Raw genomic sequence first — 16148 nt, forward strand, 5'->3', positions numbered from 1 at the left:
GCCATGTTCTCTCAAGTTTTGGTCGCCAATCGTGGCGAAATTTCCTGTCGCATCACGCGCACCCTGCACTCGATGGGCATCCGCTCGATCGCGGTCTATACCGAGCACGATCGTGACGCGAAGCACGTTCAAGTAGCGGATGCCGCGGTGCTGATCGACAGCTACCTCTCGGTCGAATCGATCGTTGCCGCCACCCATGCCGTAGATGGCATGCGTGCTGATGCGGTTCACCCGGGCTATGGCTTCCTCTCCGAAAACGCGCACTTAGCCGAGGCCTGCGCTGCTGCCGGAATCACGTTTATCGGTCCCGGCGTTGAAGCCCTCGAGATTATGGGCGACAAGATTGCGTCGAAGATGCACGTGACCGAACGCGGTGTCGCGGTGATCCCGGGCATTGCTGAGCCGGGTATGACGAACGACGATCTGGTGGCTGCTGCTGCCGAGGTCGGGTTCCCGCTGCTGATCAAGCCGTCGGCCGGTGGCGGTGGCAAGGGCATGACGATCGTGCGCGAGCCCGATGCTGTTGCCGGTGCTCTCGACTCTGCTCGGCGCGTGGCCAGTGCCGCGTTCGGCGATGACACGCTCTTTCTCGAGCGCCTCGTCGAGAAGCCCCGCCACATCGAGGTGCAGGTTCTGGCTGATGGCCACGGCACGATCATCCACTTGGGGGAGCGCGAATGTTCACTGCAGCGTCGCCACCAAAAGATCATCGAAGAAGCGCCATCACCGCTGCTCGATGAAGCAACGCGGCAGCGCATTGGTGAGGCGGCCTGCGAGGTCGCGCGCAGCGTGAGCTACATCGGTGCAGGAACCGTCGAGTTCCTCGTCTCCGACAACGCGCCCGACGAGTTCTTCTTCATGGAGATGAACACCCGACTGCAAGTGGAGCACCCCGTCACCGAAATGGTCACGGGTTTCGACCTCGTGGAGTGGCAAGTGCGAATCGCTGCTGGCGAGAAGCTCACGGTGGAGACTCCAACGCTTACCGGCCACGCGGTCGAGGCGCGTATTTACTCCGAAGATCCCGCCAACGACTTCTTGCCGTCCGCCGGTCAGATCGTGCACCTGCACGAAGCTGCCGACGGAAGTTCGGCCAGCACTGCCACAACCAGCACAGCCGCGACCAGCGTCCGCGTTGACAGCTCGCTCATCCAGGGCGGCACGGTCTCGGCCAACTATGACCCCATGCTCGCGAAGGTCATCGCCCACGGGGCCACGCGCGCCGAAGCACTCCGCGCCCTCGACCGTGCCCTCGCCGACACCGTCATCTTGGGTGTCACGACCAACATCGAATTCCTCCGCGCCCTCCTCAACCGCGACGACGTCACAGCGGGCCACCTCGACACGGGCCTCATCGAACGGGCTCTTGCCGAGATTGAGTTCGCTGCGCCAACCCCGGCGGTGCTCGCAGCGGCGGCTCTGAGCATCCACTCCAAACGCTGGATGCCGGGCTCACCCTGGCAGCAGCCGAGCGGCTGGCGTGTGGGCCAGCATCGTCCGGCCCGCTACCGTCTGGCCTGTGCGGGGCAGGTGCACGAGGTTCTGGTTGCCGGCCCGCCCAGCGCAGCGGAGGTCACGATCGACGGCTCCACCATTCCGGCGCGCCTGACGAGCACCGGTGTCGAGTGGGGCACCCAGAGCATCCGTCTCGCCCTAGAAACTGTCGACGCGACGGTGTGGATTGGGCAGGAGGGCACTTCCTGGGCTCTCACTGCGCAGTCTCGCGCCGAGTCACTCGCGGCCCATCGCGCGACTCTCGCGAGAGTCGCCGGTGTGGTCGATCCCGAGTTGCGTTCGCCGATGCCCGGCACGGTTGTGGCCGTTGCGGTGGCGAACGGAGATTCTGTGACGGCCGGTCAGACGGTGCTCACGATTGAAGCCATGAAGATGGAACACCCCGTTGTCGCAACCCTCGATGGGGTTGTCGACATCAGTTTGAAGCCTGGCGATCTGGTCACACGCGATCAGATTGTTGCCCGAATCGAATCGCCACAAGCGAGCACTGAAGGAGAAACCTCATGAGTCACGACGCTACCCGCGGCGAAATCACCCACCTCGGCCTCACTGATGAGCAGCTGAAGTTGAGCGCTGATGTGCGCGATTTCGCTGACAAGGTTGTGGCTCCGGCAGCGTATGAGTACGACACGAAGCGTGAACTGCCCTACGGCATCATCGCTGAGATGGGTGAGATGGGTCTCTTCGGTTTGCCGTTCCCGAAGGAGTACGGCGGGCAGGGCAAGGATTACGTTTCGTTGTGTCTCGCGATTGAGCAGCTTGCTCGCGTTGACCAGTCGATCGCGGTGACGCTCGAGGCGGGCATCGGTCTTGGCGCTATGCCGATCTTCAAGCACGGTAGCGAGGAACAGAAGCAGCAGTGGGTTCCGATGCTCGCGCGCGGTCAAGCTCTCGCTGGTTTCGGCCTGACTGAAGCGGATGCCGGTTCCGATGCTGCGGGAACCAAGACCACTGCCGAGCTCGTCGATGGCGAATGGGTCATCAATGGCACGAAGCAGTTCATCACTAACTCGGGCAGCGAGATCACGAAGGTCGTGACGGTCACGGCGGTCACGGGTCGTCGAGAGAATGGCAAGCCTGAGCTGAGCGCCATCCTCGTTCCGAACGGCACGCCGGGCTTCACGGTGCACCCGCCTTACGACAAGGTCGGCTGGCACACTTCAGACACGCACCCGCTGTCGTTCGACAATGTGCGGGTTCCCGAAGAGAACCTGATGGGGGAGCGCGGCCGTGGTTTCGCAAACTTCATTGAGGCTCTGGATGAGGGTCGTGTTGCGTTCGCTGCACTCTGCACGGGGGCAGCTCAGGGGTGTCTGGAGGAATCGATCCGGTACGCCAACGAACGTCACGTCTTCGGCCGTTCGATTGGGTCGAACCAGCACATTGCGTTCAAGATTGCGCGGATGCAGGCCCGGGTTCATACGGCACGCTTGGCAACCTACGACGCAGCCCGCAAACTGGTTGCCGGGGTTCCTTTCAAGATGGAGGCGAGCTTGGCGAAAATGATCAGCAGCGAGGCGGCCATGGATAACGCTCGGGATGCCACCCAGATCTTTGGTGGCTATGGCTTCATGAACGAGAACCCTGTCGCCCGCCACTACCGCGACTCGAAGGTGCTGGAGCTTGGTGAGGGCACCACTGAGGTGCAGATGATGGTCATTGCTCGTGAGCTGGGGTTCGCGACCCTATGACCGGCAAACGGATTCAGCAGCGTGGTCTCTGGTTCGACGAGTTCGAGGAGGGCGCGGTCTATCTGCACGCGCCCGGCCGCACTGTCACCGAAGCTGACAACGTTCTTTTCACGACGATGACGATGAACACCCAGTCGCTGCATTTGGATGCCGCGTGGTCGGAGCAGCAGCCTTTCGGGCAGCGGTTGGTGAACTCGATGTTCACGCTGTCGACGATGGTGGGGGCATCGGTGGCTCAGTTGACGCAGGGCACGATTGTGGCGAACTTGGGCTTCACGGAGGTCAATTTTCCGCATCCGCTGTATCACGGCGACACGATGTATTCCGAGTCTGAAGTGCTAGAGAAGCGGCTGTCGAAGTCGCGCCCCGGCCAGGGAATCATTTCGTTGCGTCACACCGCCAAGAACCAGGATGGTGTTGTGGTGGCTGTGGCAACCCGTTCGGTGATGGTCTGGACTGAGGAGGGCGCACCGTGATTTTCACTTTAGGGCCGTCGATTCTGTTTGTTCCGGGCGATCGCCCTGACCGTTATGCCAAGGCGCTTGAGCGCGCGGATGCCATCATCATTGACCTTGAGGATGCCGTCGCCAGTGTCGACAAGGCTGCGGCCCGCGCTGCTTTGATCGCTAACCCGATGGATCCGGCCCGCACGATCGTGCGACTGAACCCGGCCGGCACCGAGGATCACGATAGTGACCTTGAGGCGCTGGAGCAGACGGAGTATCGCACGGTGATGCTCTCGAAGTCGGAGTCGGTTGCTGACTTCGATGCGCTCACTGACCTCGACGTGATCGCCCTGTGTGAGACGGCGCGGGGCGTGCTCGCTGCGACAAGTTTGGCGGCGCTGGATTGCGTGGTTGCTCTCATGTGGGGTGCCGAAGATCTGGTGGCGTCGCTCGGCGGCTCATCGTCGCGCGAAGATTCCGGCCCCTACCGTGGTGTCGCGCTGCATGCGCGTTCGTCGGTGTTGCTCGCGGCCGGCGCCTATTCAAAGGCCGTGATCGACGCGGTGCATCTCGACATCGCAGACCTGGAGGGTCTTGGTGCTGAGGCTCGGGATGCCGCGGCGCTCGGGTTCACGGCAACGGCCTGCATTCATCCCTCTCAGGTCGCTATTGTGCGCGAAAGTTATGCGCCCACGGTCGAGCAAATCGCGTCAGCACGCGCACTTCTCGCCGCCGCGGAATCGCAGCCCGGAGTGTTCAGCTTCGAGGGTCGCATGGTCGACGGGCCCATCCTGCGGCATGCGGAGTGCGTTGTTGCGCGGGCGGGGTTGCGCGAGGGTTAGTGTTTTTGAAGCCGGGCGCCTTATCAGTCTTGAGCAGAAACTGATCTGCTTCGTCTTGTGTCTGAGCAGGTTGACAAGCTGAGCAGCCGAACTAGAATAATTACACCGGCGCATGCGTCGGCCTTCTGGAATCCGGTGGGCCACGCGATTTGCGCCGGTTTTTACATTTTGGGAGCTCTCGCTTGCTTCGGAAAGATAGCGAGGCCGCTTCCCATTACTTTACCGCTCTGCCAGTGAACTGCCATGCAGCGCTCGATCTCCTTCCATAAAAACCATGGTTCGGTCGGAGCTTTGCCTTGCTTCATGCACTCGGCCGCAGAGTACGCAACGATATCTGCCAGTTGGATAATTTCTCGATCCCAAGAACTCAGATCAGTGTCCACCCATAGTGGCTTATCCATGACTAACTCATAGACAGGCTTCCGTGGCAGGCCGACAGTTAGTTGCCTTCGGATTTCGTGCATCTGTCCACTTCGGAAGAATGCCTCGTGCTGAGTCTGTTGGTCTGCGACAATTATCGACGCGTCACCGGCGTAGAGGTCTTCCATCGCTGCGGCAATTCGTTGATGCAAGTATGCGTATGCGACTCCAAGCGGATGCAGATCCTTGTCGTTGTTCAGCATCGCGCGCTTGTCGATAGCGACGGCGAACACGAGGGGCCTGAAAGTTGCGAATATCAGGCCGAGATCCTTGATGAGAGCGTTCACCTTCCACGGAGTGTCTAGGGTCCCGTATGCAGTTGGACTCTCGAGCACGTTCCCGGAGGCGGCACTTCTCGAAGCGCGCATGAGGTAGCGCCCTTTGATCTCGGAAGCATCCCAGTCCTTCGCTGCTGCTTTGCCAAAATGCTTAGTCTTTAATCGGAATAGTGCATCGGCGATCGGCTTCCTCGAAGTGTCTCTAACGCCCACTCCGGTGAGTACGAAGAATTCGCTAGTGCCGCTTTTCAGCTCGAGTGGGAGCGTGTCGGAGACCGTGCGCATGGAATGATCGCCATATTCGTCGGCGTAGAACAGAAGCATGTTATGACTCTATGCGATTCCGCAAAACTTCCTCAGCTTAGTGTCAATTCGTGTGAAGGACCATGTTCCTGGCAGCGGGAGCCTATTCGAAGGCTGTGATTGATGCGGTGCATCTCGACATCGCAGACCTGGAGAGTCTCGGTGCTGAGGCTCGGGATGCCGCTGCGCTCGGGTTCACGGCAACAGCCTGCATTCATCCCTCTCAAGTCGCTATCGTGCGCGAAAGTTATGCGCCCACGGTCGAGCAAATCGCGTCAGCACGGGCACTTCTCGCCGCCGCGGAATCGCAGCCCGGAGTCTTCAGCTTCGAGGGTCGCATGGTCGACGGGCCCATCCTGCGGCACGCGGAGTGCGTGGTCGCGAGGGCGGGGTTGCGCGAGGGGTAGAGACGCCGTCGGAGCCTCGGGTTCTCATGCATTCCAGACCCAGAGGCCCTGCGGCATTGGGGGCGTCGCGATCATTAGTCGCCTCTCTGCGGTGCCACGGTCAGGGCGCTTATCTGAGATGACGCTCAGTGATAAACCCCAGTCGCAAATTGTTGGGGATACGGTTCAGGCACTACGCCAACCGATAGTTTCAGCAAAAGGTGAACCTCGGAACAAATTTTGTAATCCAATAGCTCAAGTTCTGCGCGTCTGCTGTGAGAAACTGAGCCCGAGGGGATTGGAATCAACTTGAGTGAATTTGAAGTCGCTACGCTCGCAGTCGCAGGGACTCTACTCGCAACACTCCTCACGGGCACGTTAGCTCTGGTTGGCACCATGCTGTCAAACTCGTCCAGCCGAAAGACAAAAGCTTTAGAGCTAAGGCACGAGCAGCAGGAGGCCGACAGGACTGAGCGGCGGCGTGTATATGCCGAGTTCATCGGTTGCATGGATCAGTGGCGAGAGCTTGCAGGATCCGTCGGTCTACTTCACTGCGAATTCGAACCGCCACCAAACACCGAGCCGGACAAATCCGGATCATTTCTGCTGCTCGTAGATGACATTCCAGCATCGCATCCCAAACGGTCCGCGGCTGTTCTCCTTGAGAAGGAACACGATGAACTATGGGAGCGTTGGCGACGTTGTTTGGGGACGCTGCAGCTCATCGGGAGTTCGGAAGTTAGCACTATGGCGGATCAACTCTTCAAGAATTACAACCGGAGGATGGCAGAAGCTTGGGAGGGAGAGCTAATTCCTGCGTTTGAAGAAGATCTGCCGATCGACAAGGAACTCGTAGGAGTTATGCGCTTTGATCTGCAGCTTGAGGACGGCTACTCAATTACAGAGGAGTACTAGGCTCGCAGCGTGGCTTCGCTTGGATAAGTAATGCAACACGGGTGGCCAGCTAGGAATCTCCGTCTGGAAGACTCCACATCGCAGACGTGGAGGGCTTGGGTGCTGAGGCTCGGAATGCCGCTTCGCTCGGGCTCACGGCAACGGCCTGCATTCATCCCTCTCAGGTCGCTATTGTGCGCGAAAGTTATGCGCCCACGGTCGAGCAAATCGCGTCGGCACGGGCGCTTCTCGCCGCAGCGGAATCGCAGCCCGGAGTCTTCAGCTTCGAGGGTCGCATGGTCGACGGGCCCATCCTGCGGCACGCGGAGTGCGCGGCATGACGGGTGAGCTATTCGACCGCGCGTCCAACATCTATGGACGCTAACCCGAATGCCTGTTGGGACTGCGTCGATTCGCGTGACCGAATCTCAAGATTGCGGGCCCGCTTAGATTGAGATTATTGCGTAGGACTACACCAACTATTCCAGCCCAAGAATCATCGCGAAGTCGTTTATTCGAGATTGATAGATCGATTGAATCTCATCGGGAATCGGCCGCTCGAAGCTGTCGTAGTGAAGGGTCCGCTCCCCGCGAATCATTGTGACAAGTGTTAGTAACCGCGAATCCAGATAGCTCTCGATCAAGTCCTTCCGCACGTAAAAGTAGGCAGACCCAAAACCCGGCCCGGGGTGGCGGCGGAAAATGCTGGCCACTCTGCCGTTGCGGTCGATCAGGTCAGCGGATCCGGAGACACCACGAAGAGAGTGGAAATCCGCAAAGCTTGGGGAAGGGAAATAGACGTTTCCGAGGTCATTCAATGGGCTGTGATGCCCTTCCCACGCCCAAATTCGTGAAGTCGACTCTGCGGGATACCCCTCCCTCCACTTGCCGTCTGCGTAGTGATCCAGGATTCTCTCATTGAGCACTAGGGGCTTTCCATCCGCTCGACGGATATCGCTCCCAAATCGCTCAGACCACGGGACTTCCCCAAGAAACGTATAGAAGTCGTTGCCTGGTTCAGGGAGATCGCGATGCTCTGGAGCAGGGGTAGCGAACTCTGCTCTGAGGGAGCCGATTGACCGCTTCGGCACAAAAGCTGTGGTTACCCACGCCTGCGTCTCGCGCCCGTCGTCGGCCCCTTCATGGAACACGGCGTCAAGCAGTACCCAACCTCCTGAATGTCCATCGACTCTGCCAAGTGAAATTACGGAAGCATAGTTCGGAGTTTGACCTGCAGACAACCATTGGACGCGATCGACCGGTGACGAGGCGAACACGTCCGGCAACGGGGGGCGCCAGTCTGGAGGCTCCACTGGAAAGCTCGGATCGATGTCCGCGTCGGCGGAGCGCGGCTCATGGCGAGGGAACTCTTTTAGACGCCCAGAACGGCTCCTAAGCCCATACATCTCAAAATAAGCAATCCATGCGTACTTCTTCCCGTACCGGTCGCTGCGATTCCCGTCACGGCGGCTCTCTGAGTATCTGGCAATGATTTGGTCGATGTGCTGGAAATCAGCCTCGCGATAGCCGAGTCGACCGATCCGATCAGCGATCTGTCTCCGCACACCCACGTATTCCAGATTGTCCATGTCATAATTGCCGCGTTCATCGACAAGTCGACCCATCGTATAGTTGCCGAAATCCATATGGATCGTGCTTTCGCCGTCAACAACCTCGGCATCGGCAATCATCGCGATGGGTCGAAATGGGCTCTCGTCGGCACCTGGGGCGCGGGTAAGCGAGGCTAGATCCTTTGGGTGGACAAGCCGAGAGTTCAGCATTCCGAGCACCTGCACGATTCCTTCGGCATACGACCTAGTGAGCGTGTGCCAAGTACTGTGCGGAGCGCCTACTTCAAGAACACTAGTTAGGAGTTCTCGGGCAAGCACTTTGAGCGAACTGTCGAAATCTGGAGAGCGGCGCACGAGCCCCCAATTGCGAAGCGCTACGCCGTATGCTGCCGCCAGAACCCTCTCGCTGACATAAGGGTCGTTGAACTCGAGCGACTGTATTGCAAGTTCGAATAGTGCTCTTGGCTGGCTTTCGCTAAGAAGTACCATGGCGCGCGTCGCCCTATCCCGGACGAGTCGCTCGGTGGTTGTTGTCATCAGCGCTAGTAATTTCAATTGGTTGCTGAGAACGGCGGCATCGGCTTTGCTGGCAGCTGGCCGCTCAGCCCAAGCCAGCAGTCGTGACACATTGCTCGACTCTTCGGAGCAGCGAATAAACTCAGACCACATCAGATCCCGGTGAGGCATTTCCATGGATGCTAGTCGAGACCACAACCAAGCGCCGTTCCAGGGGTGTTCCCGCCGAGCCGCGATTCCAAGCAACACCTCCATGAGTCGATTGGCAATTTCTGAGTCTTTCCGCTTGAGCAATACGCGAACTATTTGCGCCGTCCCGGACCCAAACGAAGTGGCATCTCTCCAGTACAGTCCCTCGATGAAGGCGTTGGCAATGGGATAAAAGAGTCGTCGTTTGCGTGGCAGGTAGTCCAGCAATTCCGGCAAGTCAGCCCCAATACCCCACTTCTTCGCTCGTTCGGGGAACTCGACCATCAGAGCAGAAGCGAGCCCGGGCTCAGCAAACGATCGAGATGACCTGTCGATGGAGAAGACGGCACCCAGACGTCGGTTCGAGTAGAACGAACGCCGCAGACTGGTCTCTGTCCTGACGTCTAGGTGAGAAGCGAGTAGGTGCCTCGCGACGAGGTGATCCGAGAATCGCTGATACGGTAACGCGATTCCCTCAACGTAGGAGCCGTCACTGTATCTCATCTGCTCTACGAGTAGGCCCGATGACACCATGTCGCGGACAAGCTGAAGCGACTGGTGCTTGGTGAGGTCGGCCTGAGCCGAGACCTCGTCCATCACTTCGGAGGGCGACAGCCATTCCCTTCGGTGCTCAGCAAGACGACCGGCGACACCTTGGTGCCCCCTCCTCGGGTTGCCCTTGAGGAAATACCAGCACGCCATCTTGGGCAAGCTGTGTCGAATTTCGATTTCCTCGCCCACCGAACCGACGAAGTTTTCCAGGACGTACGTCATCCCCTTCTGTCCGGACGAAATGCCATCGAGATGGCGCTTTTGAGTGCGCCTACTGAGTCGGACAAGACCTGCGCAGAGCAGTTTCAAGAAGAGCGGGCGTGAAAACTCTGCGGAAAGGAGCGGCACATGGAGAACTGGAAGGCGATAGAACTCAAAAAACTCCAGCTGTGCGTCAAACTCCTGGTCCTCAAACCCTGGGTGGTGTAGCACTAGCATTCGACTGCGGGCCGCTGCTGGAATGATCTGGTCGACAAAAGGTGTTCTGCAAGTCACGACAAGTGCGACGTGTTTTCGAGCACCGATGGCAGCCAGAATGCTCCGGATGTGCCGTCGCCAAGCGACTCGGTCACCTTCGTTGATCGCATCGATAAGGACTAGGGCGCGCCGACCGGCCGCCACTGCTGCGATTTCAAGCTGGTCAAGTAGCGAGGTTGAATCGGGAAGCCCCACCTTCTTAGCAAGTTCATCGAGTGGCGCACCTGCTTCTAATTCCGGCGCGAGAACAGCAACCGCAGGCACGCCGTCGTCAATCGCGGCGAGTGCGAAGTCGCAAGCGAAATGAGTTTTTCCCGTTCCCCACTCGCCAAGAAGTAGGATGGGGGTGCCATCTGGCGCCGTCAGCCCTTCGTAGCGACTCATCATGTCTGAGCAAGGGTAAAGCGCAGACTCGAGCTTCTCGAGTGCCTGGATCCTCGCGTCAATCTGGGTTCTGCGGGACGGACTTCCAAGCGGATCTTGTGCGTCTAGTTCCCCGTTCGAAGTTTTGGTGAGCTCGTTATTGAGGCGTGCTTTCTCTGCTTCGATGGCCGTTCGGATTGAACGCATGTGACGTCGCAACCGAAGAAATCCGGCTCTAACTTCCATTGATGTTGCCGCAGCGCTAATCGAGTCCAAGTCGGCAGCCACTGAGCCGAAGGTTGTGGTTCGACCCCGCATAACGGCACGCGCTGTATGGCCGCTTACGGCGCGATCGGCTCTTAGTTCCGTCGCCAGCAACCTCATCCTCGCTCGAAAATCAGTTGACAAGCACTGAGCTGAAACAGTTCGATCTAGCATCTCGACCGACAAGTTCGGGGAGCCAGGGGTGAACGCGGGCGAGTAGCGCGGCCCTGCGGACGCAACAGTTTCGTCGGTAACGCGGCGCAGATTAGCGAGAAAGTCATCTAACATTGCCACCTCGGATGTTTGCTCGAACTCGCTTTGGTCGGGAATCCAAGAACAGAGTCTCAGCACCCCTGGATATTTGCAACAAAATGTGGCAGTTCGGCCGGATGTTGTGCCTGCAGAGCTTTCGCGCCCCCGAAACTGTGCCGCTATCTATACGGAATGGTCGAGCGCTCCACGACCACGTGTGAAAGCCCAAGATCCTGTAGCAACTCCCTCACTCGCTCGAGAGCCTCTGCGGTGCACTGCGGCCCACCAAGAACTTGCACGACGGGAAACTGGGTCAGGTTCGCCTCGCCCGGCGCAAAGCGATACGCGCCTATGGGGAGATGCTCTTGAGTGCCTGTGGCTTCGGGAGTACCGGCCATAAGGTCATCTCCGACCCAGCGAAGTTCCCTCTCTTCGCGAAACCCGGGATGCTTAAGCAACGTCGGCAGGGGCGACAGCGTGAGTCGAGCGACCCAAAGAGCATTCCCAGCGCGAGCAGATGGCGGCAGGTCCGCAAGGTACTCGAAGAAAGCACGAATCGTGGCTTGCTGGGCTTCAGATTCGTAGATGACATCGAACCAATATGGCAGACCTCTCGCACCCATGTTGCCATTTACCAGTCTGTCGGGCCCGCCAAACCAGACTTGATCAATTTGAAAGCCTATCGAGAAGCCGTCTGGACCTGCGTAGCTTCGCCATTGAGACAACATGTCTGCAGTTGAGCTCGCGCAAGCGATAAACGTGGAGCCCCGAAGCGAGTCCTCCCAGCCTTCGCCGATGACGCTATCGATAAAGTGTCGCGCCTCGGGATCGTTCGGTCGAAACGTTGCTCGGTCATCAGACCAGAGGTCGCGAACGAGCTGAATGCCGTAGTCGAGTTCGCTTGAGTCATTGAGCGATTCAGGTGGGCTCCCCCATATCCGGTTTGAAGTAAGAATTCCGCGCAGTCCAGCTTCGTTCGTGTAGTGCCAAACGAGTCCTGTAGAGCGCGGAGGGTAAGGAATGTTTAGAGGCGACATGGGCGAATTATGGCAGAGCACACCCGAACTGCCCAAAGAAGGTCATGCACTTTCAACCATGTCTTAGCTCGAGCTCTGCGCCCACTTCACCCCCCCCCCGAACGATCTAATTTCCGAGTCACCGCATACGGGCGGCATCGAGCAAGATCATTGATTTTTGCCATCTTTGAGCACACTCGGATTGGCGTGCCCCAACTAATACTTCAGCCGCGACTAGACCAAGGCAGTCTTCTAGTTCTCAAACGTCTTAGCTTTGGCGTGCGCGGTGCCGTCAGGGTGGGCTCGGAATTCGGCAACTTAGAGGGGCGGGAGCTCGAAGATGTCGAGAGTTGCCGGCAACTGATGCAGGCGCACGTCACGAGCATTCGGATTCGCTTTCACGGGCAGGTGGCGCATTCGCAGGCGGGGTGTTCTGTATTTCTTACTGCATGTATTCGGGCTGCTCCGTTGCAGTTTCAAGGGCCCCGTCAGGCGTCGAATGGCGGCCTCGGCGTCTGGTTGCGCTGGCGCTCACCACCTCAAACCATCGACCCTAGGTCCGACCCAGTCGACGGGTAAGCGGCAGTTGTCGCTTTGATTTGGCGGGTGGTGAGGCCGTTTTTCATGGCGAGAGCGATCGTGTTGGCGAGTTCGGCGTAATCGTGGCCGAGGAGGTGGGCGCCGATGATGCGGTCAGTGCTCTTGTCGACCAGAATCTTTGTCGCACCGGTCGTTTCACCAATGCGGTAGTTGGAGAACCATCCGCTAGTGTCAGTGAAGCGCACGTCAACGTCGAGTCCGCTCTCCTTGGCCTCGTGCTCGAGCATGCCGACTCTGACGAGCTCCGGAATGGTGAACACCGCAGTGGGAATGGCGCTGTAATCCGGCGTCGCCGAATTCGGCTTCAACATATTGGATGCCGCAATCTTCGCCTCGAACACCGCTACCGGTGTCAGCGGCATCCCTGGGGTGTCTGCAGCATCGCCAGCCGCATAAACATCCGGGTTCGTGGTGCTCTGCAGGTGCTCCGAAACGTGGATGCCGCGAGGGCCGAACGCGACATTGGCCGCTTCGAGATTCAAGCGACTGAGGTCTGCGGTGCGGCCAGCGCCGTGCACGACGAGGTCGACATCCATCGTGGATTCCGTGCCGCCCTGTTGGGTCGTGACGCGGAACCCTTGGGCGAGCTTCTCGACGCTCGTAATGGTCGTTTCGCGACGCACTGCGACGCCGGCGCTCTCGCCACGCTTGAGCAAGAGTTCGACGAGGTCGGGGTCGAAACCCTTCAGCGGGATGCGGCCGCGGTCGATCACTACCGGGGTGCTTCCTGCGCGGGCTGCGATGTGCGCAAACTCGAACGACACGAAGCCGCCGCCGATGAACGAAATCCTGCGCGGAAGCTCGGGGAGGTTGAGAAAGCCGGTGCTGTCGATGAGGTGCTCGTGACCGGGGAAGTCCAGCTCGCGGGGAACCGCACCGGTAGCGATCAAGAACTTGTTCGCCCGAAACTTCGTGCCGTCGATCTCGATGTGGTTGTTGTCAATGAACGTCGCGACGCCGTGGAGGGTGTCAACGCCGGCCGCCTCGAGCCCCTTCTCCATGCTCTCGGGCACCGGATCGGTGAACCCGTGCTTGTGCTGCATGAGGTCCGCCCAGTTGACGCTCAGGTCATCCGCGTTGATTCCCTTGTCCGTGAAGAGGCGGGCAGAATCGACGATCTCTGCAGCGCGCCGAAGGATCTTCTTGGGGTCGCAGCCACGAAGCGCACACGTGCCGCCATAGGGGAGTGCATCCACAATTCCGACGCGCCACCCGCGTGACGCCGTCTTCTTTGCGGCCGCAATGCCGGCCATTCCGGCGCCGATGACGAGCAAGTCATAGTTGTTAGACATGGCTGTTCAGCTTCTCTCTCAGTTGGTCAACGGTGGGTGCGCCGGCAAAGCCGTCCGGGGTGATGTAGCGGCGGCATGCGAGCCCGACCGGGGCATCCGGATGGGCAAAGGGATCCACACCATCGAAGAGGATGCTCGGCGACCCGCGGAACCCCACACGCTCAGCTTCTTCGACCGTGTCGACCAGGTGTCGCGACACCGTGATCTGCGGGAACTCCTGTACGAGTTCGTTGATGTGCTGATCGGCAACCTTCCAGTTGGGGCAGCCCTCGAAGTATTGCAGCGTGATTTCCATACCCTCACGGTAAACCTTGAAGTGCACTTGAAGGTCAAGCGTTAGTCTTGCCAGATGCTTATTGGAGAAGTCGCCGATCGCCTGGATGTTCCGCGCCACACGATCCGTTTTTACGAAAAACAAGGGCTCCTGCCCGAGCCTCAGCGGCAAGGCAACGGGTATCGCGACTACGATCCCGCCGTTGTCGACCGAGTCACGTTCATCCGCAACAGCCAAGCCGCGGGGCTCACGCTCTCGGAAATCATGAGCATCCTGTCGCTGCGGGATGCCGGCGAAGCACCCTGCACCCACGTCTCAAGCTTGCTCGAAGACAAACTAGAAGGCGTGCAGGAGCGCCTGAAAGACCTGGCGGCGCTTGAAGCGGAGCTGAAGCAACTCATCCACGAGGCGCAAGCTCTCGACCCGGCCAACTGCAGCGAGGCTGACATCTGCACCATCATCCCGCGCACCTAGAGAGCGGCGACAGTCCAATGTCTACTCTTCAAATGTGTTGACCATGGCGTGCGCGGCACGGTCGAGGTACGCCCAGATTTCGGCGTCGTAGAGCGGCGGTAATTCGAGAGTATCGAGGGCGTTGCGCATGTGGTGTAACCAGCGGTCGCGAGCATCCGGGTTCACTTTGAAGGGCATGTGGCGCATGCGCAGGCGGGGGTGTCCGCGTTCCTGGCTATACGTGTTCGGTCCGCCCCAATACTGTTCCAAGAAACCCGTCAGGCGCTGGATCGCACCCTCAAGGTCGGGCTGCTCGGGGTACATCGGCAGCAGCACCTCATCGGTTGCCACGCCCACATAGAACTCGCGCACGAGCTTCTCGAACGTGTCGCGACCGCCGATGAGTTCCCACATCGAATCGGCCGGAGCATCCGGGGTCACCGCCGGTTTCGCAATCAGGCGAATCTTCGGCAGCTTCGTCGGGGCAGCGTCGCTCGTTTGCTCGGCACCCTTCGCGGGGTCGGTCACGTTCTCAGCTTCGGTCATTTCTTGGGCTTCTCCTCGGAAAAATTCACCGGTACCGGACGAGTGCGGGGCGGTCGTGCACCGCGCACACTCGCAGCACCCTCAAAGCCACTCAACACGATCGAGTTCAATGCGGGAAGTTTGACACCCGCCTCATCCAAATCCTTCTTCAAACGGGCGCGCAACTCGCGAGCAACATCATCCTTCGTGGCGGATGCCGTCTTCACCACCAGACGAACAACAACGGCTTCATCCGAAATAGATTCAATGCCCCAAATCTCCGGCTTCTCCAAAATGCGAGTAGCCCACTTGGGGGTCTTCGACAGCTCAACCGCGGTCTGCAAAATCTGCTCCTGCACAGCATCCACATCCGACTCATACGGCACAGCAAGATCAATAATCACGCGCGCCCAGCCCTGCGACATATTGCCCACGCGGGTGATCTCACCATTGCGCACAAACCACAGGGTGCCATTCACATCGCGCACCTGAGTCGTGCGGATGTCGACAGACTCGACCACGCCCACCGCCGGCCCGAGGTCAACAATGTCGCCAACACCCAACTGATCCTCGGCCACCATGAACAGGCCATTCAGCACGTCTTTGACGACGTTCTGGGCGCCGAAACCGAGACCGGCACCGGTCGCGGCGGTGATGAGAGCGAACGCGCCCGTGGCATCCGGAGCAAAGAGATCGAAGAGCAACAGCAACACGACGATCACGATCGCAACGGTGACCAGGCTGGAGAGAACGCCGCCGAGCGTGCGAGTGCGTTGAACAACGCGCACGGCGGCAAGAGGGGAAGTCAGCAGAACTTGAGTGTCGTGAATGTTCTCTTTGTGCTTCACGCCGTTCACTACGCGGTCGACGACGCGCTTGATGATGAAGAGCAAAACGAGGCGCACAAACCACGCCACCACGATGATGATGGCGGCCGAGACGAGATTCTTGATGACCGGCCAGGCCTCAAAAAAGGCAGCGATGCTGTCGCGCACGCCGCCCAAGGTGAAATCTTCCATGCTCGGAGCC

Annotated in this window: 15 protein-coding genes; 8 read left to right on the forward strand and 7 right to left on the reverse strand. The window is 59.3% G+C overall.

What is annotated here, in order from left to right:
• The first annotated feature begins 3 nt into the window (after positions 1–3).
• The 4 genes from AACZ26_RS06270 to AACZ26_RS06285 are packed head-to-tail and all read left to right on the forward strand — an operon-like array spanning position 4 to position 4494.
• On the forward strand, positions 4–2022 hold the full coding sequence (locus tag AACZ26_RS06270) for a biotin carboxylase N-terminal domain-containing protein (protein ID WP_339619999.1): 2019 nt from the start codon (positions 4–6) through the stop codon (positions 2020–2022).
• A complete protein-coding gene (locus AACZ26_RS06275) occupies positions 2019–3206 on the forward strand; it encodes an acyl-CoA dehydrogenase family protein (protein ID WP_339620001.1) in 1188 nt (395 codons plus the stop codon). The genes AACZ26_RS06270 and AACZ26_RS06275 overlap by 4 nt, the downstream gene beginning before the upstream one ends.
• Positions 3203–3682 carry a MaoC family dehydratase gene (locus AACZ26_RS06280; RefSeq protein ID WP_100388689.1) on the forward strand — a complete coding sequence of 160 codons (480 nt, stop codon included), beginning with the start codon at positions 3203–3205 and terminating at the stop codon, positions 3680–3682. The genes AACZ26_RS06275 and AACZ26_RS06280 overlap by 4 nt, the downstream gene beginning before the upstream one ends.
• Positions 3679–4494, forward strand: coding sequence for a CoA ester lyase (locus AACZ26_RS06285; RefSeq protein WP_339620005.1), 816 nt, complete (start codon positions 3679–3681; stop codon positions 4492–4494). The genes AACZ26_RS06280 and AACZ26_RS06285 overlap by 4 nt, the downstream gene beginning before the upstream one ends.
• Positions 4495–4655: 161 nt before the next feature.
• Here the strand turns inward: AACZ26_RS06285 and AACZ26_RS06290 are convergent, their stop codons facing one another.
• Positions 4656–5516 (reverse strand): DUF3800 domain-containing protein, encoded by an 861-nt coding sequence (locus AACZ26_RS06290; RefSeq protein ID WP_339620008.1) that lies wholly within the window; start codon positions 5514–5516, stop codon positions 4656–4658.
• Between the two features lie 62 nt (positions 5517–5578).
• Between AACZ26_RS06290 and AACZ26_RS06295 the strand changes: the two genes are divergently transcribed.
• The 3 genes from AACZ26_RS06295 to AACZ26_RS06305 all read left to right on the forward strand — a co-directional run bounded on the left by AACZ26_RS06295 (position 5579) and on the right by AACZ26_RS06305 (position 7116).
• Positions 5579–5902: an HpcH/HpaI aldolase/citrate lyase family protein gene (locus AACZ26_RS06295; RefSeq protein ID WP_339620011.1), complete on the forward strand. Its 324-nt coding sequence runs from the start codon at positions 5579–5581 to the stop codon at positions 5900–5902.
• A gap of 288 nt (positions 5903–6190) precedes the next feature.
• Positions 6191–6796, forward strand: coding sequence for a hypothetical protein (locus tag AACZ26_RS06300; protein ID WP_339620013.1), 606 nt, complete (start codon positions 6191–6193; stop codon positions 6794–6796).
• 95 nt (positions 6797–6891) lie between these two features.
• Entirely contained in the window at positions 6892–7116 is a 225-nt protein-coding gene (locus AACZ26_RS06305) for a hypothetical protein (RefSeq protein WP_339620015.1), read from the forward strand.
• Positions 7117–7254: 138 nt separating this feature from the next.
• Here the strand turns inward: AACZ26_RS06305 and AACZ26_RS06310 are convergent, their stop codons facing one another.
• From AACZ26_RS06310 to AACZ26_RS06325, 4 genes are all read right to left on the reverse strand, one after another.
• On the reverse strand, positions 7255–9336 hold the full coding sequence (locus tag AACZ26_RS06310) for a hypothetical protein (protein ID WP_339620017.1): 2082 nt from the start codon (positions 9334–9336) through the stop codon (positions 7255–7257).
• 1802 nt (positions 9337–11138) lie between these two features.
• Positions 11139–11996 (reverse strand): DUF2971 domain-containing protein, encoded by an 858-nt coding sequence (locus AACZ26_RS06315; RefSeq protein WP_339620019.1) that lies wholly within the window; start codon positions 11994–11996, stop codon positions 11139–11141.
• Positions 11997–12514: 518 nt separating this feature from the next.
• The gene (locus AACZ26_RS06320; protein WP_339620020.1) at positions 12515–13867 is read right to left on the reverse strand and encodes an NAD(P)/FAD-dependent oxidoreductase; all 1353 of its coding nucleotides are present in this window, start codon (positions 13865–13867) and stop codon (positions 12515–12517) included.
• Positions 13860–14162, reverse strand: coding sequence for a thioredoxin family protein (locus AACZ26_RS06325; RefSeq protein WP_339620021.1), 303 nt, complete (start codon positions 14160–14162; stop codon positions 13860–13862). Before AACZ26_RS06325 ends, AACZ26_RS06320 begins: the two co-directional genes overlap by 8 nt.
• Positions 14163–14216: 54 nt before the next feature.
• Here AACZ26_RS06325 and AACZ26_RS06330 point away from each other — a divergent pair, with 54 nt between their 5' ends.
• The gene (locus AACZ26_RS06330; protein WP_339620022.1) at positions 14217–14615 is read left to right on the forward strand and encodes a heavy metal-responsive transcriptional regulator; all 399 of its coding nucleotides are present in this window, start codon (positions 14217–14219) and stop codon (positions 14613–14615) included.
• A gap of 21 nt (positions 14616–14636) precedes the next feature.
• Here the strand turns inward: AACZ26_RS06330 and AACZ26_RS06335 are convergent, their stop codons facing one another.
• Positions 14637–15008: a globin gene (locus AACZ26_RS06335; RefSeq protein ID WP_040800259.1), complete on the reverse strand. Its 372-nt coding sequence runs from the start codon at positions 15006–15008 to the stop codon at positions 14637–14639.
• Positions 15009–15136: 128 nt separating this feature from the next.
• Complete coding sequence (locus AACZ26_RS06340) at positions 15137–16138, reverse strand: mechanosensitive ion channel domain-containing protein (protein WP_339620024.1); 1002 nt, start codon at positions 16136–16138, stop codon at positions 15137–15139.
• Positions 16139–16148 lie beyond the last annotated feature (10 nt).

It is taken from the genome of uncultured Salinibacterium sp. (assembly GCF_963974405.1).
Lineage (GTDB): Bacteria > Actinomycetota > Actinomycetes > Actinomycetales > Microbacteriaceae > Rhodoglobus.